Below are 20,022 nucleotides of genomic sequence, written 5' to 3'. Positions count from 1 at the left end.
CCTGTCAAGGGGGTCGGTCGATCTTCGATCAGGTCCGGCGGAGGCCGGCGAAGGCGATCGCCACGAGGGCGTCGGCGACCTCGCCGACGGGGTGATCCGGCCGTGGCCGGTACCACTCGATGAGCGAGTTGACCATGCCGAACAGGAGACGGCTGGTGACGGCGGGGTCGGCGTCCGCGCGCACGTCGCCCTCCTCCACGGCGCCCGCCACCAGGTCGGCGATGACGGTGTCGAACTCGCGGCGGCGCGCCAGCGCCCGCCGCTCCACCTCCGAATTGCCCCGCACCCGCAGCAACAGCGTCACGTAGGGCAGCTCCGCCACCAGCACCTCGACGCTCCGGCGCAGCACGTACTCGAGCCGGTCCACCGACCTGCCGGTGGTCGCGCCCGTCTCCGTGGTGACCGCGAACAACCCGCTCAGCGCGCGGTTGAGCGCCAGCTCGAGGAGCTCCTCCTTGCCGGCGACGTGGTGGTAGATCGAGGACTTCGTCAGCCCCAGATTCTTCGCCAGCACGTCCATGCTGGTGGCGTCGTAGCCGCGCTCGTTGAAGACGCGGACCGCGACCGCCAGCAGGGAGTCGAGGTCGTAGCCGGGACGCCCCGGCGAGCCGGTACGCCGCCGGACGGGTGTGGTGCTCATGAACAGATTCTCCCATCCGGACCCGACTTCCGATCAAGACCTTGTTACCTACCGAATGATCGGTTATTATTTCGGGGCACCGACCGAAGAGGACAGCGCTATGACCGAAGCCCTGACGGCCGTACTCCCCGGCCTCCGCACCGTCTCCGTCGTGCGGACGGAGGACCGGTACGTCGTGACGCTCGACCGCCCCGCGGCGCGCAACGCCATCGACGCCGCGATGATCGCCGAGCTGCACACCGTCTGCGGCGCGATCGAGTCCGATCCCACGCCCGTCCTGCTCACCGGCGCCGGCGACCACTTCGCGGGCGGCGCCGACATCGGGGAGCTCCGCGACCGGGGCCGCGACCAGGCGCTCGCCGGGATCAACCGCACGCTGTTCGACCGGTTCGCCGCACTCCCCCTGCCCACCGTCGCCGCGGTGAGTGGCTACGCGCTCGGCGGCGGCGCGGAACTCAGCTACGCCTGCGACCTCCGGATCGCCACCGACACCGCCGTCTTCGGCAACCCGGAGCCCGGCCTCGGCATCCTCGCCGCCGCGGGTGCCACCTACCGGCTGCCCGCCCTGGTCGGCCAGTCTGTCGCCAAGCAGGTGCTGCTCGCGGGCCGCACGCTCGACGCCGCGGCCGCGCTCCGGTGCGGCCTCGTCATGGACGTCGTCCCCGCCGGCGAGCACATCGCCGCGGCCCATCGGGCCATCGACCGCATCACGGCCTCGTCCGCGCTGGCGCTGCGCCTGACCAAATCGATCATCGACGGCACGGGCCGGGTGGAGGACATCGCCCAGGCCGTCCTGTTCGACACCACCGACAAGCAGGAGCGCATGACCGCCTTCCTGGAGAAGAGGAACCGCAGATGAGCACAGCACCGTCGAAGGTGGGCGTCGTCGGCGGAGGCCGGATGGGCGCGGGCATCGCGCAGGTCTTCGCGACGCTCGGCGCCACCGTCGTCCTCGCCGAGAGCGGTGACCGGGAGGCGGCGCGGGACCGCGTCGTCACCGGCCTGCGGCGCGCCGCCGAGCGCGACAAGCTCGGCGGACGCACGCCCGAGGACGTGGCCGCTCGGCTCACCGTGGTCGCCGACATCGAGGACCTGCCCGCCGACGCCGACGTGGTCATCGAGGCCGTGCCGGAGCGCATCGACCTCAAGCTCGACGTGCTGCACCGCGTGGAGCGCGCCGTGGGCGACACCTGCGTCGTCGCGAGCAACACCAGCTCGCTCTCGATCGCCTCCCTCGCCGCCGCGCTCGACGACCCGAGGCGGCTGGTGGGCATGCACTTCTTCAACCCCGTGCCGGCGTCGACGCTCGTCGAGATCATCCGCACCCCGGACACCGACGAGGCCGTCGTCGACCGCGTGCGCGGCTGGGTGGAGCTGTTGGGCAAGCAGGAGGTGCTGGTCAACGACTCCCCCGGCTTCGCCACCAGCCGACTCGGCGTGTGCCTGGGTCTCGAGGCGATCCGCATGCTCGAGGAGGGCGTCGCCGACGCGGAGTCGATCGACCGGGCGATGGAGCTCGGCTACCGCCACCCCATGGGGCCGCTGCGGTCCACCGACCTCGTGGGCCTCGACGTCCGGCTCGCGATCGCCGAGCACCTGGCGTCGACGCTGGGCGATCGGTTCACGCCACCGCAGCTGTTGCGCGACAAGGTCGCGAGCGGCGAGCTCGGCCGCAAGAGCGGCCGCGGCTTCCACACCTGGTCCTGACCCGCCGACATCGATCCGAGGAGACCCCATGGATTCCGCCACCCTCACCGTCGCCGACGGCCTCGCCGTCCTCACTCTGAACCGCCCGCAGGCCGCCAACGCGCTCGACGTCGCGCTCAAGACCGCCCTTCTCGACGCCGTCCGGTCCATCGCCGCGGACGACGCCGTGCGCGCCGTCCTGATCCGCGCCGAGGGCCGCAACTTCTGCGTGGGCCAGGACCTCGGCGAGCACGCGGACGCGCTGAGCCGCTCGCCCGAGCGCGCCATGGATACCGTCGCCGAGCACTACAACCCCCTGATCTCCGGCATCGCCGCGCTCGAGGTCCCGGTGGTCGCCGCGGTCCAGGGCGCCTGCGTCGGTGCAGGACTCGGCCTCGCGCTCGCGGCCGACGTGGTCGTGGCCGCCGAGAGCGCGAGCTTCGCGACGGCCTTCACCGCTATCGGCCTGGCGTCCGACTCGGGCCTGACCCGGACGCTCGTCGACGCCATCGGCGCGGTCCGCACGCGGGCGTTCATCCTGCTCGGCACCAAGATCTCCGCCGCGCAGGCCCTCGACTGGGGCCTCATCGCACAGGTCGCCGCCGACGACGAGGCCGCCGCCACCGCCGAGGCCGTCGCGCGCCGGCTCGCCGCCGGACCCACCGCGGCGTTCGCCGCCGTGAAATCGCTCGTCGCCGCCTCCCTCCCGCCGCTCGACGAAGCGCTCGAGCGCGAGCGCGCCGGAGCGGTCCCCCTCGCCGCCACCGCCGATCACTCGGGCGCCGTCGAGGCGTTCCTCGCCAAGCGCCGGCCCGCGTTCACCGGTCGCTGAACACCAGCCGCACGGAAGGCACAGCCCATGACAGAGACCACCGCCGATCTCGAGACCGAGTTCGACCGCATCGTCCAGTCCGACCAGCGCATCGAGCCGCGCGACTGGATGCCGGACGGGTACCGCAAGACCCTGATCCGGCAGATCGCCCAGCACGCGCACTCCGAGATCATCGGCATGCAGCCGGAGGGCAACTGGCTCACCCGCGCGCCGTCGCTGCGCCGCAAAGCCATCCTCATGGCCAAGGTGCAGGACGAGGCCGGCCACGGCCTCTACCTGTACTCCGCTACGGAGACGCTCGGCGTCGACCGCGCGGAGCTCACGGAGAACCTCATCGAGGGCCGCCAGAAGTACTCGTCGATCTTCAACTACCCCACGCTCTCCTACGCGGACGTCGGCGTGATCGGGTGGCTGGTCGACGGTGCCGCCATCTGCAACCAGGTGCCGCTGTGCCGCAGCTCGTACGGCCCGTACGGGCGGGCGATGATCCGGGTGTGCAAGGAGGAGTCCTTCCACCAGCGCCAGGGTTTCGAGATGCTGATGACGATGATGTCCGGCACGCAGGCGCAGCGGGACATGGTGCAGGAGTCCGTGAACCGGTGGTGGTGGCCGGCCCTCATGATGTTCGGGCCGCCGGACGACCGCTCGCCGAACTCGGCGCAGTCGATGGCGTGGCGGATCAAGCGGCACACCAACGACGAGCTGCGCCAGCGCTTCGTCGACATGTCGGTGCCGCAGGCCGAGGTCCTCGGGGTGACCTTCCCGGACCCCGACCTGGCGTGGAACGCAGATCGCGGCGCGTACGACTTCGGCGAGCCCGACTGGGACGAGTTCATGCAGGTGGTCAAGGGCAACGGCGCGACCAGCGTCGAGCGGATCGCGAACCGTCGCGCCGCGCACGAGAACGGCGCCTGGGTGCGGGCCGCCGCCGGCGCCTTCGCCGCCCGCACCGCAGCATCGGAGAAGGAGTAGACATGACCGAGCAGACCCGTATCGAGTGGCCGCTGTACGAGGTGTTCCTGCGCGGCAAGCGCGGACTGAACCACGTGCACGTCGGATCCCTGCACGCCGCGGACGCCGAGATGGCGCTGCGCAACGCCCGCGACGTGTACACGCGCCGCAACGAGGGCGTGAGCATCTGGGTGGTCCGGTCGACGGACGTCGTCGCCTCCAGCCCGTCCGAGAAGGACCCGTTCTTCGCGCCGAGCGGCGACAAGGTCTACCGCCACCCGACCTTCTACGAGATCCCCGAGTCCGTCCCGCACATGTGACCACCCCTCGCTCAGCCCGCGAACAGGAATGACAGCCATGATCGATCACGACAACGCCTACGAGGGCCTCGTCGACTCGGACTCCCACGGCCAGTGGGCCTTCGGCACCAGCTTCGACGAGCCCCTCGCCGGGGTGGACACGACGGTGCCGGACGACGCCGACCCGCACGCCCTCGCCGTCTACTGCCTGATGCTCGGCGACGACGCGCTGATCTCCGCACAGCGCCTCGCCGAATGGAGCACCCGCGCCCCCGAACTCGAGGAGGAGGTCGCGCTCGCCAACGTCGGCCTCGACCTCATCGGGCAGGCCCGGCTGCTGCTCGCCCGCGCGGCGGCCGCCGACCCCGCCGTGGTGCCGCACGTCTCGGACACCTCGCCCGTGCCCGCCGAGGACGCCCTGGCCTTCTTCCGCGACGACGCGGCCTTCCGCAACGTCCGGCTCGTCGAGCTCGACAACGGCGACTTCGCCGTCTCGATGGTGCGGCTGCTGGTGTTCGCGACCGCCCGCCTGGCGCTGTTCGACCGCCTGAGGGAGTCCCGCGACCCGGTGCTCGCCGCGGTGGCGGCCAAGGGCGTCAAGGAGATCACCTACCACCGCGACTACGCCGCGCGCTGGGTGGTCACCCTCGCCCAGGGCACCGACGAGTCGCGGCGACGGACCGAGGCGGCGATCGCCCGCGTATGGCCGTACGTCCCCGAGCTGTTCGAGCCGTCGACCGAGGAACTCGCGCTCACCGCGTCCGGCATCGGCGTGGATCCGAGCGGTCTGCGCCCGGAGTTCGACGCGGTCATGGCACTCACCTTCGGCGCTGCCGGCCTCCCGATCCCGGACGCGCCGGGGGTGGCCCGCGTCGGCGGGCGGGCCGGGCGCCAGGGGCTGCACACCGAGGAGCTCAGCCGCATCCTCGCCGAGATGCAGTCCGTCGCGCGCGCCCATCCCGAAGGGACGTGGTGACGTGCACGCCACCGCGACCCGTTCCGCCCTCGCCGTCGTCGGCGCCGTGCTCGACCCCGAGATGCCGCAGGTCACCCTCGCGGACCTCGGCATCGTCCGCGACGTCGCCGAGGCCGCAGGCGGCGTAGTGACCGTGACCATCACCCCCACCTACTCGGGCTGCCCGGCGATGGGCACGATCCGCGCCGACATCGAGAGCGCTCTCCGCGGCGCCGGTTTCGGCGAGATCACCATCGAGACCGCGCTCTCCCCCGCGTGGACCACCGACTGGATCACCGACGCCGGCCGCGCGAAGCTCCGCGCCGCCGGGTACTCGACGCCGGGCCCCGCGCCGCGCCGCGGCGACGGTCCCGTCCCGCTGACCCTGCAGCCCGCGCCCCGCCGGATCGCGTGCCCCGCGTGCGGCTCCACCGCCACTCGGCTCGACTCCGAGTTCAGCGCGACGCCCTGCAAGGCGCTCTACCGCTGCCTGGACTGCCGCGAGCCCTTCGACCACGTCAAGGAGATCTGATGACCGTCACCGCCACCCGTGGCCGCGCCTTCCACGCGCTCACCGTCGCCGACGTCGAGTCGCTCTGCGACGACGCGGTCGCCGTCACCTTCGACGTCCCGGCCGGCCTCGCCGACGAGTTCGCCTTCGTCGCCGGGCAGTCGCTCACCCTGCGGCGCACCGTCGACGGCGTCGAGCACCGCCGGTCCTACTCGATCTGCGCGCCGGTCGGCGAGCGCCCCCGGGTCGGCGTCCGCGAGGTCACCGACGGCCTGTTCTCCTCCTGGCTGGTCCACCGGGTCCGCCCGGGCGACACCATCGAGGTCCAGGGCCCGACGGGGACCTTCGCCGCGGACCCCGACGCGGGCGGCGTGCACGTGCTCATCGCGGCCGGTTCCGGCATCACCCCGATGCTGTCCATCGCCGGGACCGTGCTCGCCAATCCCGCTGCCCGCGTGATCCTCATCTACGGCAACCGGCGCACCCGCTCGGTGATGTTCGCCGACGAGATCGCCGACCTCAAGGACCGCTACCACGACCGGCTCGACGTGATCCACGTCCTCTCCCGCGAGCCCCGCGACGTCGAGCTGTTCACCGGTCGCGTCGACGCCGAACGCCTGCGGGAGCTGCTGCGCACCGTCGTCCCCACCGCCGACGTCGACCACTTCTGGCTCTGCGGCCCGCACGGCATGGTCACCGACTCGGAGGCGGTCCTCGCCGAGCTCGGGGTCGCCCGTAGTGCGATCCACCGCGAGCTCTTCTACGTCGACGACGGCACCCCGCCGCCGCAGGAGCGGCATCGCGAGCCCGGCGTCACCGGGCCGAGCAGCGCGGTCACCGTCGTCCTCGACGGACGGAGCGCGACCGGCACCATCGCGCAGGACGACACCCTGCTCGACGGCGCCGAGAACTTCCGGCCCGACCTGCCCTTCGCGTGCAAGGGCGGCGTGTGCGGCACGTGCCGCGCGAAGGTGCTGTGCGGCACCGTCGACATGCGCCGCAACTACGCCCTCGAGGACGACGAGGTGGCCGCCGGCTTCGTCCTGACCTGCCAGACGTACCCGACCAGCGACACCGTCACCGTCGATTTCGACGCCTGACCCCGCCGCGACCAGCCGCCCCAGCCCGAGGAAGCCAGCCATGACATCGACCGTCCCCACCGACGACATCGAGTTCGCGACCCGCGACCGGATCTCCGCCCTGCAGCTCGAGCGCATGCAGTGGTCGGTCACGCACGCCTACGAGAACGTGCCGCACTACCGCCGCGCGTTCGACGAGGCCGGCGTGCACCCGTCCGACCTCAAGGAGCTCGCCGACCTCGCCAAGTTCCCCTTCACGACGAAGGCGGACCTGCGCGAGAACTACCCGTTCGGGATGTTCGCCGTGCCGCGCGAGCGCGTCTCCCGGATCCACGCCTCGTCCGGCACCACCGGCCGGCCGACGGTGGTGGGCTACACCGCCGACGACATCGGCATGTGGGCCGACGTGGTCGCCCGGTCGCTGCGCGCCGCGGGCGTCCGCGCGGGCGACCGCGTGCACGTCTCGTACGGCTACGGCCTGTTCACCGGCGGGCTCGGCGCGCACTACGGCGCGGAGCGCCTGGGCGCCACCGTGATCCCCATGTCCGGAGGGCAGACCGAGAAGCAGATCCAGCTGATCCAGGACTTCGAGCCCGACGCCATCATGGTGACCCCGAGCTACATGCTCACCATCGTGGACACCATGCGTGCCATGGGGATCGATCCGCGGGCGACCTCCCTGCGGACGGGCGTCTTCGGCGCCGAGCCCTGGACGGACCGGATGCGCACCGAGCTCGAGCAGGAGGTCGGTATCGACGCCGTCGACATCTACGGCCTGTCCGAGGTGATCGGCCCCGGCGTAGCGATGGAGTGCGTCGAGACCAAGGACGGCCTGCACATCTGGGAGGACCACTTCTACCCCGAGGTCATCGATCCGATGACCGGAGAGGTGCTTCCGGACGGCGAGCACGGCGAGCTGGTGTTCACCTCGCTGACCAAGCAGGCCACGCCGATCATCCGGTACCGCACGCGTGACCTCACCCGGCTGCTCGCCGGGACCGCCCGCACGATGCGGCGGATGGAGAAGGTCACGGGCCGCACCGACGACATGATGATCCTGCGCGGCGTCAACGTCTTCCCCACGCAGATCGAGGAACTGATCCTCGGGATCGACGCCCTGGCACCGCAGTTCCAGTGCGTCCTCGACCGTCCCGGTCGTATGGATCGGCTGACGGTGAAGGTCGAACATCGGCACGACCGGCCCCACGACGAGCACGCCGGCGGCACGCTCGGCAAGCTCATCAAGGACAAGATCGGCATCACGGTCGACGTGGACGTCCTCGCGCCCGGCGGGATCGAGCGGACCGTCGGGAAGGCCCGGCGGCTGGTCGACAACCGACCGAAGGACTGAGGGGCGTGCGCGTCAGGCCAGTGCGGCGCGCCCGCCGAGGTGCTGCGCGAGGAAGCGCTCGGTCGCCCGGAACATGTCGATCGTGTTCTCCGGGTTGACGAAGCCGTGTCCCTCGTCGGCCTTGATCATGTACTCCACCTCGACGCCACGGGCCCGGAGCGCCTCCACCAGGTTGTCGGACTCGGCCTGCACCACGCGGGGATCGTTCGCGCCCTGGACGACGAGGAGCGGGGTGCGGATCTCGTCGACCTTCGTGATCGGCGAGCGGGCGAGCATGTCGGCCAACCGATCCGGATCCGACGGGTCGCCCACGTACCGGAACCAGTTGTTGGCCAGGTACGGCCGCGCGATCTCGGGCAGCGTCGCCATGAAGTTCGGCAGACTCGAGATCCCGACGTAGTCGATGGCGGCGGCGAAGACGTCGGGGGTGAACGTGACGCCGACCAGCGTCGCGTAGCCGCCGTAGGAGCCGCCGAAGATCGCGAGCCGCTCAGGGTCCGCGATGCCCTCCGCGACGGCCCAGTCGATGGCGTCGATGAGGTCGTCGTGCATCGCGCCGGCGAGTTCGCCTATGCCCGCCTGCATGTGCGCCTTCCCGTAGCCCGTGGAGCCGCGGAAGTTGACCTGCAGCACCGCGTAGCCGCGGTTCGCCAGGAGTTGCACCTCGCCGTGGTAGCCCCAGGTGTCGCGGAACCACGGGCCGCCGTGCACGAGCAGCACGAGGGGCAGGCCGACGGGGTCGACGCCCTGCGGCAGGGTGAGGTACGAGGGCAGCGCACGCCCGTCGCGCGCCGTGATGGTGACCGGCTCCATCGGCGCGAGCGCGGCCGGGTCGAGGTGCGGGAACGGACGGAAGAGCAGCCGCGACTCCCCCGTGCGGTGGTCGTAGAGGTAGGTCGCGCCGGGGTCGCGGTCGTGCACGAACGAGACCACCCAGCGGTTCCCGTCGAGATCGGAGGTCAGGGCGCCGATGTCGCGGTCCGACAGGGCGCGCAGGGCGTCGAGCACCTCCCCGAAGCGCGGGTCCAGCGCCCGGATCTCCTGGCGCTCACCGAGGTAGCGCACGCCGAGCAGCGCGCCGGTCCTCGGGTCGACGATGAGCGGCTGCGGCATCGTGGGTGCGACGAGGCCGGTGGTGTCCAGATTCAGCGTCGGGTGCGCCGCGACCTCCGTCTCCTCCCCCGTCGCGCCATCCAGGTGGACGACGCGGGTGCGGTCGGTGCCGCGGTTCGATCCGAGCCACAAGCCACCGTCGGGCGAGGGCACGATGGGGAAGACGCCCAGCGGGTAGTCGATACCGTCGAACTCCGCGATCGGGCGCAGCTCGCGCGCCTCGGTGTCCCAGCGGCAGATCGCGATCGCGCCCTCCGGGTCCTGGGTGGAGGCGAACAGGGTGCCGTCGGCGCCGTAGACCCACCCGGCGACGTTGCCCGGGTTGCGCTCGATCTCGGTGAGCGCGCCGGTGGCGATGTCGAGCTCGAAGACGTCGAACTCGTCGACCTTGCGGGCGTTGGTCGAGATGATCGCGATCCCCGGGCGCGTGATCGGCAGATCCATGAGGAAGGTCGTGGAGCCGTCGAACGGGGTCAGGTCCACGGCGGGCGCGTCCGGGTCGTCGAGGTCGGCTCGCATCAGGTGCCAGCGCTCGTCGCCGCCATCGTCCTGCAGGTAGATCAGCCAGCGCGGGTCGGTGGTCCAGGAGAACATCTGGACGCTGCGGGTCGCGTCCGCGGTCACGCGCCGGGCGGGCGCGTCGCCGTCGAGATCCTCGACCCAGACGTTCAGGCGGTCGTTCGACGGTGCGAGGAAGGCGATCCGGGTGCCGTCGGGCGAGATCTTCGCTGCGGCGCGGACCGGCGCCGAGAAGAACTCCTCGACGGTGATGAGGGTCGGCAGTGGCATGGTGGTACTCCTTTCGGCGGGTGACTCCAGGAGAAACCATGCCGTCGGGGCACGGTCAAGCGCCGCCTCCGCGCAGCCGTGCGATCAGGCGAAGACGCGGGCGAGGAAGGGGGTCGAGTCCTTCATGGATTCGAGGACGGCGCCGCTGTGGTCGGCGTTCGGGTACTGGTGCAGCTCGACCGTCGTGCCGCTCTTCTTCAGCGCGGCGGCGAGGGCGATCGAGGACTGGACGGGCACGTCGGTGTCCTTGAGGCCGACGCCGAGGAACACCGGCCGGTCGTAGCCCGACGTGGGGGTACCCATGTACCGGTCGAGGGCGGCGCTCGCGCCGGGGACCGTGCTGACCTTCGCGGTGAGGAAGTCCGTCGGCTTCTGCCCGGCGAGGGTCGTGCTGAGCTGCGCGTAGCACTGCACCTCGGCCTTCGCGGCGGCCGCCCTGCCGCGCGGGGTGAGGACCGAGTCGAAGTCCACGCCGGGGTTCGCCTCGCGGACCCCCGCCAGGATGTAGGCGGTGTACGACGTCGCGGCGGAGCTGAGTCCGCCGGGCAGACCACTCGCGGGCCCGACGTTCTTCACGACCTCCTCTATCTTGAACGGTGTGCCCGTGGCCACGACGCCGCGGAAGTCCAGGCCGCTCCCGGCGCTGAACTCGGTCGCCCACCGGGCGCTGTTGACGGCGGCGCCGCCACCCTGCGACTGGCCGACGATCGCCCACTTCTTCGACAGCTGCAGCGACGGGTCCTGGTGCGCCGCGACGACGGAGTCGACCACGTTGTGCGCAGTCGAGACGCTGTTGAGGTAGCTCATGAGGCCCGGCGTCCCGAGCCCGGCGTAGTCGGAGGCGACGACGGCGTACCGCTGCGACAACCAGTGCCCGAGGTACTCGCGGTCGCGGGCGGACCGGGGATTCGCCGACGGGGCGCAGGTGTCACCGAGGCCGACGGTGCCGTGCGCCCACGCGATGACCGGCCAGCCGCCCGCGGGCGCGGGCCCCTTCGGCACGAAGATCGCACCGGTGCTGGTCGCGGGCTTGCCGTGCTGATCGGTCGTCGAGTAGAGCACCCGCTTGGCCGTCCCCGCGCCGGGGATCGAGAGCGCGGGATCGAGGTCCACGGACCGGATCTGCTGGCCGCCCTTCGCGGGGATCGGCCCGGCGTAGTTCGCGACGTCGAGGCCGGACCAGTTCGGCGCGGCGCCGGCCGGGGCGAGGAACAGCCCGGATCCGACGAGTGCGGTGATGCCGGCGAGCGCGAACCGAGTGATTCTCATGGCTTCGGACTCTAGCGCCACCGGGGGCGCGGTACCCGGCGAGTCGGTCGATCCGCTCGCGGACATCGCGCGGTGCGGAAGACGGCTCAGCTCAGCGTGTACCGCTGGCGCGGCCGGCCCGTCGCGCCGTACTGCAAGGCCATCGTCAGCGTGCCCTCCCGAACCAGTTCCGCGAGGTACCGGCGGGCGGTCGCCGGCGAGACGCCGACCTCGGCGGCGATGTCGTCGGCGAGCATCGGGCCGTCGGCGGCGCGCAGCGCTTCGACGATCCGTCGTTCGGTGACCGAACCGCCCTCGTCGCGGCGCGGGGCGGGCCGTTCGCTGCGCAGTACGGAGGCGGCGGCATCGACCTGCTCCTGGGTGACCTCCGCCGTGCCGAGGATCCGGCGGTACGCCGTGTAGGCGCCGAGCCGGCGCGCGAGCTCCGTGGTCGCGAAGGGCTTGATGAGGTACTGCAGCGCGCCCGCAGCAAGGCCCGCCCGGACGCTGGCGGCATCGTCCGCGGCGCCGAGGATGAAGGCGTCGCAGCGCATCTCACGCACCAGGTCGATGCCGGAGCCGTCCGGCAGATAGACGTCGACCAGGGCGAGGTCGACCCGGTCCCGCTCGAGAATGGCCCGCGCCTCCGACAGCGTGCGCGCGGAGCCCGCCGTCGTCAGGCCGACCATGGCGTCCACGATCTTCGCGTGCATCGCGGCCACCCGGAAGTCGTCGTCGACGACGAGGATCCGCAGCTCGTCAGGCATCGTCGCGCACCCCTTCCGGCAGCGTTGCCATCACCGTGGTGGGCTCGCCGTCGCCGCCCCGGGCCACCACTGTCACGTCTCCCCCGTGCCCGCGGGCGACCTGTCGGGCGATGACCAGTCCCAGCCCGCGGCCGCCGGGCACCGTCGGGTCGGTGCGGGTGCTGACCCCCTCGACGAACGGGTCGTCGACGGCGAAGCCCGGGCCGCTGTCGACGACGATGACGGCGAGATCGTCGCCGTCGCGGAGCACGTCGAGTTCGACCTCCCGTGGTTCGGGGCCGTCGCCCGCGGCGTCGATGGCGTTGTCGAGGAGGTTGCCGACGAGGGTGGTGGTGTCGACGGGGTGTGTGAGCACGCCGACGAGCGCGGTGTCGGCGCCGACGCGCAGGACGACGCCCCGCTCGCGGGCGCGCGCCGCCTTGGCGGAGACGAAGGCCCGCAGGTGCGGCTCGTCGAGTCGATCGAGGCCGGAGACCGGGAGGACGCCCGCGCGGCCGGCGATCTCGTCCAGGTAGGCCAGGGCCTCGTCGGTGCGTCCGTCGCGGAGCAGCCCGGCGACGACGTGCACCCGGTTCGCGGACTCGTGCCGCTGCGCCCGCAGTGCCGCGCTCATCGCCTGCACCGAATCGAGCTCGCGGGTGAGCGCCTCGACGTCGGTGCGGTCGACCGCGGTGAGGACGGTGCCCAGGTCGGTGTCGCCGCGGTGGACCCGGCGCGAGGCGACGAGGACGACCCGCTCGTTCACGGCGGCGGCGACGGGCACCTCGGTGGGCGTCGCGACGACGCTCGCGACCCGGTCCGTGAGCCCGAGGCCGGCGAGCGGGGTGCCCGCCTCCGCGGTGACCCCGAGCAGCTCGCGGGCGCGGTCGTTGATGACCCGGGCGACGCCCTGCGCGTCGATGGCGATCACGCCCTCCGAGCCCGAGTACAGCACCGCGTTCTGCTCGCGGATGAGCTCCGCCATCTCCTCCGGCTCGAGGCCCAGAGTGAGGCGGCGCCACCGTCGGGCGAGCAGGCCGGAACCGAGGATCCCGACGGCGAGTGCGAGGGCGGCCAATGCCGCCAGCAGGAGCAGCGTGCGCCGGGCCGCCTCGGCCACGGTCTCGGTGGAGATGCCGACGCTGACCAGCCCGACGACGGCACCGTCGTTACCGAGCACCGGAGCCTTCGCGCGGACGGAGTCGCCGAGGGTGCCCCGCTGCTGGGTCACCTCGATCTCGCCGCCCAGGGCGGTGGACGGGTCCGTGCTCAACGGCGCCCCGAGCTGGGCGGAGTCCGGGTGGGCGATGCGGTAGCCCGCGTCGTCGGCTATCACGACGAAGAGGACGCCCGTGCGCTCGGTGATGGCGACCGCCTGGCGCTGAAGCGGCGCGGCGGCGAGTTCCTGCTGGCTGGCCGGGTGGCCCGCGCGCCGCGCCGCCGACTGGGCGGCGGCTCCGGCGCGGACGTCGGTGTCCGAGGCGACCGTCTCGGCGATCGCCTCGGCCCGATGGCCGTACTCGGTGCGGGTGTCCGCGTCCACGCGGTGCAGGACGATGCCGAAGCCGGCGGCGAGGCTGACGATGATGATCACCACCTGGAGCAGGAGGATCTGCGTGCGCAGCCGGATCCTGGGCATCGGCTCAGCCTAGCCATCCGATCCGCGCTCAGAAGGGGATCTGGCCGAGGAGGACACCGACCACGAGCATCACGATCGAGACGACGAAGGCGCGCCACAGCACCTTCTTGTGATGATCCGCCAGGCCGACGCCCGCGAGCGCGATGAGCAGCAGGATGGCCGGCACCAGCGGGCTCTGCATGTGGAAGGGCTGGCCGGTGATCGAGGCGCGTGCCATCTCGGCGGCGCTGATCCCGTAGTGGCTCGCCGTCTCGGAGAGCACGGGCAGGATGCCGAAGTAGAAGGCGTCGTTGGACATCAGGAAGGTGAACGGGATCGACAGGATGCCGGTGATGACGGCCAGGTGCGGGCCCATCGACGACGGGATGATGCCGGTGACCCAGGCGGCGACGGCGTCCACCATGCCGGTGCCCTTGAAGACGCCGGTGAGAACCGCTGCGGCGAAGACCATTCCGACCACGGAGACGATCGACTTCGAGTGCCGGGTGATGGCCTCCTGCTGATCGGCGACCTGCGGGAAGTTGACGGCCAGCGCGATCGCGGCGGCGATCATGAAGAGCACGGGGATCGCCAGCAGGTCGAGCGTGAGCACCGACAGCAGGGCGACGGTGAGTCCGGCGTTGAACCACATCAGCTTCGGGTTGCCGTGCGCGCCGGTGACCGCGGTCAGGGCGCTGTCGCCGGTGCCGCCGGCGGGCGGGACGGGTGCGTCGGTGCCGCCGTCGCCGCCGACGGTGCCGCCGGTGGCGCCCGCGCCGGCGAGGACGCGCTCGCGGATCACGATGCTGCCGAGGCGCTTGCGCTCCATGAGCCCGAGGTGCCAGGCGAAGGCGAGGACCACCAGCATGCCCGCGATGAGCGAGGGGATCATCGGCACGAAGACCTCGGACGGCGAGATCTTCAGCGCCGCCGCGGCGCGGGCGGTGGGCCCGCCCCACGGGAGGATGTTCATGGTGCCGTTGGCGAGGCCCGCGACCACGGTGAGCACGACCGGGCTGACGCCGAGCTTGAGGTACAGCGGCAGCAGCGCGGAGGTGGTGACGATGAACGTGGTCGAGCCGTCACCGTCGAGCGAGACCACCCCCGCCAGGACAGCGGTGCCGAGCACGAGCTTGGCCGGGTCCTCGCCGACGACGCGGACCACCGCCCGCACGACCGGGTCGAAGAGCCCGACGTCGATCATCACGCCGAAGAAGATGATGGCGAAGAAGAGCATCGCGGCGGTCGGCGCGAGGTCCTCGATGCCGCCGGTGATCATCTTGCCGATGCCCGTGCCGGCACCGGCCAGCAGGCCGAAGATCACCGGGACGGCGATCAGCGCGACGATGGGCGTCGCGCGGCGGGTCATGATGACGACCATGAACGCCGCGACCATGGTCAGTCCCAGGACTGTCAGCATGGGGTTTCTCCTCGTGGATGAGTGATCGGGGTAACACGAGGAGCATGGGGGTGACGACGTTCACAGCGCGCGCTTGTGCGTGTTAGTCGCCCTTTTGCGCGTTTCGCGCGGGCCGGTCCTACGCTGAGTCGATGCACTTCACCGAGTTCCACACACGCCTCGCGGTGTACGGCCTCGTCGTGAACGAGGCCGACGAGCTCCTCTTGACCTGGTTCAACGGCAGCACGGGCGCGCCGCCCTGCTGGACCATGCCGGGCGGGGGCGTGGAGTTCGACGAGACCCTCCACGACGCGCTGGTCCGCGAGTTCGAGGAGGAGACCGGCTACCGGGTGACCCCGGGCCGGTTCCTGGCGGAGAACCACATCACGGTGCCCGCCACCGCGACCCGCGCGCCGGTGCGCTCGCAGCGGTTCCTCGTCGAGGTCGCCATCGACTCCGGCGCGCTCGGCACCATCGAGGTCGGCGGCACCACGGATTTCGCGGAATGGGTCCCGCTCGAACGGGCCCGGGAGCTGCAGCCCCGCGCGGAGATCGTCGACGTCGCCCTCGGGGTGCTCACGCGCGGGCGAGCCTCGGGCGCTCAGCCGAACGTGAACGAGTAGGCGGTCAGGCCGGGACTGAGGGCGACGGTGACGGTGCCCACCCCGGAGGCCGGGCGGTCGACGACGGTGCGGATGTCGGGCGGACCGTCGACGGGGATCGTGCGGGTCGCTCCGCCCTCGGTGACGGTGAGCGTGCCGGTGCCGCCGACGTCGAGGTAGACGCGCTGCGCCGTGTAGGCGAGCGTGAGGGCGGCGCGCTCCCCCGCGCGGATGTCCTCGGAGCCGACGGTCCAGGCCCCGTCGAGGGCGAAGGTGTTGGGCTGCACGGTCGCCGGGAGGGTGAACACGCGGGTGCCGACCTCGTAGTCGCCGGGGCCGCCGTAGCCCTGCTGCTTCTCGGCGCCGAGGTAGAGCTCGGGCGTCCGGTCCTTGTTGCGGGGCGTCGCGTCGGGGACGTCGGTGGCGGGTGGGAGGGTCGCGCCGGGGCGCGCGGCGAGCAGGAGGGAGCGGATCGCGGTCTCGGCCTTGTCGTAGTGCCCCTCGCCGAGGGTGACGAGGCGGATGGTCCCGGTGGCGTCGACGAGGTAGCCGGCGGGCCAGGCCACGTTGCGGTAGGCGCTCCACGTGGCGGTGCGGTTGTCGACGGCGATCGGGAAGGTCAGCCCCAGCTTGCGCGCGCCCGCGGTGACGTTGCCGACGTCGTGCTCGAAGGCGTACTCCGGCGTGTGCACGCCGATCACCTCGAAGCCGAGGTCGCGGTAGTTCTTCCACCACGCCTCGGCGTGCGGGAGCTCGCGCTGGCAGTTGATGCACGAGTAGGCCCAGAAGTCGATGAGGACGACCTTGCCGCGCAGGCCCGCCATCGTGCGCGCCGCGCCGCCGAGCCACGGGTCGATGCCGGCGAACTCGGGAGCCGGCCCGCAGTCCGCGAGCTGCGCGGTCCCGGTGAACGCGGCCTGCTGGCACTGCTGACGGGAGCCCGTGCCCGCCACCTGCGGGGCGATCGCCGCGGCGCCGAGCCGGTCGCCGACGGCCTGGGTGTAGTCGGGCACCCGGCGCTGGATGAGGTCGGTGACGCCGAGCGCGAGAGCGACCGCGAGGGCGATGACGAGGACGCCGCCGACCGCGCGGATCGTGCGCTGACGCCGCTGCAGCGCGCGCACCCATCGGCCAGGCGGTGGCCGGTGAGGGCGATCGCGAGCAACGGGATCGCGGTGCCGACGGCGAACGCCGCGGTGAGGATCAGGGTGCGTGGGCCGATGGTGTCGGTGGCGCCCGCCAGCGCGATCGCGGCGAGCACCGGCCCGGCGCAGGGCACGTAGACCGCGCCGAGGGCGACGCCGAGCGCGAAGCCGCCCGCTGCGCCGTCGCCCTTGAGGCCCGGAACGCGCTGCGGCAGGCGGGCGAAGGGCCGTTCGCGCAGCTGCTCCAGCGGCGGTACCAGCATCGCGACGCCTAGCAGGAGCAGCCCCCCGATCCCGATCCAGCGGATCAGCCCCGCGGGCAGGTGCAGCAGCGAGAGGACGACGGTGCCGAACAGCGTGAACAGCGAGAAGCTGAGCACCAGGCCGGCGACGATCGCGACCGGCCGGGCGCGCGAGGTGCGGGCACCGTCGGACCCGGTCCCGGCGCTGCCGAGCAGGACGACGGGCAGGACCGGGAGCACGCACGGGGAGACTCCCGCGAGGACGCCACCGACGAGGCCGACGAGCGGGAGCGCGAGCTCGCTCACGTCACCAGGTGGTCCCGTTCATGCCGGGGATCACGCAGTGACCCCACTTGTCGACGCGGCCGATGATCATCATGTCGTAGCCCGTGCACGAGGAGTTGACCTTCGCGCAGGTGCGGATCGTGGTGATCACCTTGTTCTCGCCGGGTTTGCCGCACGTCGACCCGACCGGGGGCGGCGCCGGGGTGGGATCGGCGGAGGCAGCGCCCGCACCGCCTCCTCCGAACAGCGCGACCGCGCACGCCGCCACCGCGAATGTCCGTACCGTCCGCTTCATCGAGCACCTCCTGTGAGGCCCCCACGTCCACCGCTGATCTTAACGCCGGACGGCGTCGCACACCAGAGGCCGAGTGTTCATTTCCGCAGGTCGCAGGCGGGTATGCGGTCAGAGCGGGGTAGCGCGCCGGGAGGCGGCGGGGGCGGTCCCTCCGATCGGCCGGCCGCGAAACCACGTCGGGCGATGCGTCGACTGCCATTGACCGCGTCGTTGAACCGGTCGAGCGCCCAGGCGGCGCGGACCCCGAGGCGACCCATGAGCAGCCCCACGGCGCGGCCGAACCGCGGCACATCGGCCCACACGGTGCGCAGGTCCTCCGGCATCGCGCCGGTCGCGATCCGGTCGGCGATGAGGGCACCGATGTACGGCGCCTGCGCCAGGCCGTGACCGTTGCACGCGAGGGAGTAATAGACGTTGCCTCCGGTCGTTCCGGCCACGGGCAGCCAGCTCGCCGTGATGCCGATCCAGCCGCCCCACGCCCGCGCGACGGCCACGTCGGCCAGCGGCGGGAACCGGCGGTGAAAGGCCTCCGTCAGCTCGGCGACCACGGACGGATCCGGATTGCGCTCGGGGAGAGGGTATTCGACGGCGCGCTGGATCCTGCGCACCCCGAACACGATGGTGTTGCGTGCGGTGAGGCGGTAGTTCTCCATGAGGTTGTGCTGCGTCACGAGCCCGGACCGGCTCGTCCAGCCGAGCGCGGCGAGCCGCTCCGGATCGATCGGCTCGGTCTCGACCTCGGTCACCCACATCGGGGAGGACAACCACTTCGGGGTGATGTCCCACTCGCCCGCGTAGGCGTTCGTGGCGAGGACGACGGTGCCGGCCCGGACGATTCCGCCGGGTGTCTCGACGACCACGTCGGCCCCATCCCGGATGATGTCGGTGACCTTGGACTGCTCGAAGACCCGGGCCGACGAGCCGAGCACCGCCGTGCGCAGCCCGCGGAGAAACTTCCCCGGGTTCATGATGCCGCCGTGGACCTCCCGCATACCGCCGAGGAATCCGTGGGGGATCCCCAGCTCGCGGGCATTGCCCTCCTCGACCTCGGCGCCGGCCCTGCGCAAGATGTTCGCGATCCGCCGCGTCCGCCCCAGCTGACCGCGGGAGACCGCGGCGAAGACGTTGCCGGTGGCCTCGTAGTCGCAGTCGATCCCCCGCGCCGCAATGAGCTCTTCCACGTGCGCGGCCGCGTTCTCGGTGAGGCGGATGATCGCCGGCATCCGCTTGCGGTACAACAGATCCAGGAGCTGAATGTCACCGCCCGGCGCGCTGGCCAGCTGCCCAGCGTTGCGTGAACCTGCACCCCGACCACAGAACGCGGCTTCGAGCAAGATCGTGTCCACGCCGTACTCCGCGAGCCGCAGCGCTGTCGCCATCCCGGCGAGCCCACCGCCGATCACCGCGACGGAGCAGGTCACGTTCTCCCCCAGCGGAGGACGTACGTCGGCGGGCGGATCGATCCATCCAGAGAAGTCGGTGTAGACCGTGTTCGTCGTCGCGCTCATGCCTGCTCAACCCCCTGAACGACGGCCGTGCCGGCGCTGCCCGCAGCGTCCGCGGCGCGGTTGTCCGCGTCGAAGGCCACGTACGAGCGGTAGATCACAAGCATGGCCAGGCCCCAGGTGAACAGCGCGAGGATGTAGAACAACGTGTGGTTGGCGTCGTCGCCCGGGATGTGCCAGAAGTCGTAGATGGACGCGACTACAACGTTGAGGGCCGTGGCGATCCACACCCAGACGGCGTGAGCGTGCTCGCCGAGCGCCCATAGTCGCTGCCCGTAGTACACGAGGAAGGCGCTGACGCCGAGCGCCATCACGAGGAAGAAGACCTTGCCAGGGGTGCCGATCTCGATGGCGAACTCGGAGAGGAAGAACCCGAGCACCGCCGCGAGGGCGAACGCGCCCACCTCGATGGCCGTCGTGGGCTTGTACCGGTGCGTGACCATGAGCAGGCCGAGCACCAGGATCACCGTGAACCCGATCGACCGGGAGAACGCGTCCAGGAAGAACGCGAAGTGGTACATCGGCGAGTCGGTGCCGGCCTTGGTGACGCCGTAGATCAGGAAGTTCGTGCCCGAGGTGGCCATGATGATCCACTCAAGGCCGATCAGCCAGTTCGAGTAGTTCCTGATGAACTTCAGGCCGCAGATGAATCCGATGGCGATCATCCAGATGTCCGCTGCGGCGAAGAGCAAGTCGCGCATGGTTCGTTCCTCCGTGAGATGTGATCCGTG

19 protein-coding genes and 1 pseudogene are annotated in these 20,022 nt (G+C 71.7%); 10 read left to right on the top strand and 10 right to left on the bottom strand.

Annotation, left to right across the window (positions count from 1 at the left end):
- Positions 1-28 precede the first annotated feature (28 nt).
- Positions 29-640 carry a TetR/AcrR family transcriptional regulator gene (locus tag WFK95_RS19505; RefSeq protein WP_224645447.1) on the bottom strand — a complete coding sequence of 204 codons (612 nt, stop codon included), beginning with the start codon at positions 638-640 and terminating at the stop codon, positions 29-31.
- 100 nt (positions 641-740) lie between these two features.
- On the opposite strand from WFK95_RS19505, the gene WFK95_RS19500 reads away from it, so the two are divergent.
- From WFK95_RS19500 to paaK, 9 genes are read left to right on the top strand one after another with little or no spacing between them, the layout of a single operon-like run.
- Entirely contained in the window at positions 741-1,499 is a 759-nt protein-coding gene (locus WFK95_RS19500; protein ID WP_336671651.1) for an enoyl-CoA hydratase/isomerase family protein, read from the top strand.
- Positions 1,496-2,347 carry a 3-hydroxyacyl-CoA dehydrogenase family protein gene (locus tag WFK95_RS19495; protein WP_224645445.1) on the top strand — a complete coding sequence of 284 codons (852 nt, stop codon included), beginning with the start codon at positions 1,496-1,498 and terminating at the stop codon, positions 2,345-2,347. Before WFK95_RS19500 ends, WFK95_RS19495 begins: the two co-directional genes overlap by 4 nt.
- A gap of 28 nt (positions 2,348-2,375) precedes the next feature.
- Entirely contained in the window at positions 2,376-3,158 is a 783-nt protein-coding gene (locus WFK95_RS19490; protein WP_336671650.1) for an enoyl-CoA hydratase-related protein, read from the top strand.
- Positions 3,159-3,185: 27 nt separating this feature from the next.
- Positions 3,186-4,130 (top strand): 1,2-phenylacetyl-CoA epoxidase subunit PaaA, encoded by a 945-nt coding sequence (paaA, locus tag WFK95_RS19485; protein WP_336671649.1) that lies wholly within the window; start codon positions 3,186-3,188, stop codon positions 4,128-4,130.
- Between the two features lie 2 nt (positions 4,131-4,132).
- Positions 4,133-4,429: a 1,2-phenylacetyl-CoA epoxidase subunit PaaB gene (gene paaB / locus WFK95_RS19480; protein WP_224645442.1), complete on the top strand. Its 297-nt coding sequence runs from the start codon at positions 4,133-4,135 to the stop codon at positions 4,427-4,429.
- A gap of 37 nt (positions 4,430-4,466) precedes the next feature.
- Positions 4,467-5,384 carry a 1,2-phenylacetyl-CoA epoxidase subunit PaaC gene (gene paaC / locus WFK95_RS19475; protein WP_224645441.1) on the top strand — a complete coding sequence of 306 codons (918 nt, stop codon included), beginning with the start codon at positions 4,467-4,469 and terminating at the stop codon, positions 5,382-5,384.
- Position 5,385: 1 nt separating this feature from the next.
- Positions 5,386-5,895 (top strand): 1,2-phenylacetyl-CoA epoxidase subunit PaaD, encoded by a 510-nt coding sequence (gene paaD / locus WFK95_RS19470; RefSeq protein ID WP_336671648.1) that lies wholly within the window; start codon positions 5,386-5,388, stop codon positions 5,893-5,895.
- Positions 5,895-6,974: a 1,2-phenylacetyl-CoA epoxidase subunit PaaE gene (gene paaE, locus WFK95_RS19465; protein WP_336671647.1), complete on the top strand. Its 1,080-nt coding sequence runs from the start codon at positions 5,895-5,897 to the stop codon at positions 6,972-6,974. Before paaD ends, paaE begins: the two co-directional genes overlap by 1 nt.
- A 40-nt stretch (positions 6,975-7,014) precedes the next feature.
- Positions 7,015-8,304, top strand: a complete 1,290-nt coding sequence (gene paaK, locus WFK95_RS19460) for a phenylacetate--CoA ligase PaaK (RefSeq protein ID WP_336671646.1) — start codon at positions 7,015-7,017, stop codon at positions 8,302-8,304.
- 12 nt (positions 8,305-8,316) lie between these two features.
- Here the strand turns inward: paaK and WFK95_RS19455 are convergent, their stop codons facing one another.
- The 5 genes from WFK95_RS19455 to WFK95_RS19435 form a co-directional block, all read right to left on the bottom strand.
- A complete protein-coding gene (locus tag WFK95_RS19455) occupies positions 8,317-10,206 on the bottom strand; it encodes a S9 family peptidase (RefSeq protein WP_336671645.1) in 1,890 nt (629 codons plus the stop codon).
- Positions 10,207-10,290: 84 nt separating this feature from the next.
- A complete protein-coding gene (locus tag WFK95_RS19450; protein WP_224645436.1) occupies positions 10,291-11,475 on the bottom strand; it encodes an alpha/beta hydrolase family protein in 1,185 nt (394 codons plus the stop codon).
- An 86-nt stretch (positions 11,476-11,561) separates the two neighbouring features.
- Positions 11,562-12,221: a response regulator gene (locus WFK95_RS19445; protein WP_224645435.1), complete on the bottom strand. Its 660-nt coding sequence runs from the start codon at positions 12,219-12,221 to the stop codon at positions 11,562-11,564.
- Positions 12,214-13,839, bottom strand: coding sequence for a sensor histidine kinase (locus WFK95_RS19440; RefSeq protein WP_336671644.1), 1,626 nt, complete (start codon positions 13,837-13,839; stop codon positions 12,214-12,216). The genes WFK95_RS19445 and WFK95_RS19440 overlap by 8 nt, the downstream gene beginning before the upstream one ends.
- A gap of 28 nt (positions 13,840-13,867) precedes the next feature.
- On the bottom strand, positions 13,868-15,238 hold the full coding sequence (locus WFK95_RS19435) for a CitMHS family transporter (RefSeq protein WP_336671643.1): 1,371 nt from the start codon (positions 15,236-15,238) through the stop codon (positions 13,868-13,870).
- Between the two features lie 131 nt (positions 15,239-15,369).
- Here WFK95_RS19435 and WFK95_RS19430 point away from each other — a divergent pair, with 131 nt between their 5' ends.
- Positions 15,370-15,840, top strand: a complete 471-nt coding sequence (locus WFK95_RS19430; protein ID WP_224645432.1) for an NUDIX hydrolase — start codon at positions 15,370-15,372, stop codon at positions 15,838-15,840.
- Here the strand turns inward: WFK95_RS19430 and WFK95_RS19425 are convergent.
- From WFK95_RS19425 to WFK95_RS19405, 4 genes and pseudogenes are all read right to left on the bottom strand, one after another.
- Positions 15,819-17,512, bottom strand: a pseudogene (locus WFK95_RS19425) (redoxin domain-containing protein). The gene WFK95_RS19430 and the pseudogene WFK95_RS19425 sit on opposite strands and share 22 nt — an antisense overlap.
- Before the next feature lies 1 nt (position 17,513).
- A complete protein-coding gene (locus WFK95_RS19415; RefSeq protein ID WP_068526402.1) occupies positions 17,514-17,786 on the bottom strand; it encodes a hypothetical protein in 273 nt (90 codons plus the stop codon).
- Between the two features lie 77 nt (positions 17,787-17,863).
- Positions 17,864-19,294 carry an NAD(P)/FAD-dependent oxidoreductase gene (locus WFK95_RS19410; protein ID WP_224645430.1) on the bottom strand — a complete coding sequence of 477 codons (1,431 nt, stop codon included), beginning with the start codon at positions 19,292-19,294 and terminating at the stop codon, positions 17,864-17,866.
- The gene (locus tag WFK95_RS19405; protein WP_224645429.1) at positions 19,291-19,992 is read right to left on the bottom strand and encodes a transporter; all 702 of its coding nucleotides are present in this window, start codon (positions 19,990-19,992) and stop codon (positions 19,291-19,293) included. Before WFK95_RS19405 ends, WFK95_RS19410 begins: the two co-directional genes overlap by 4 nt.
- Between the last annotated feature and the right edge of the window lie 30 nt (positions 19,993-20,022).

It is taken from the genome of Tsukamurella sp. USMM236, from assembly GCF_037148755.1.
Lineage (GTDB): Bacteria > Actinomycetota > Actinomycetes > Mycobacteriales > Mycobacteriaceae > Tsukamurella.
The sequence above is the reverse complement of the archived record's forward strand: the minus strand, read 5'-3'. Positions and strand labels throughout refer to the sequence as shown.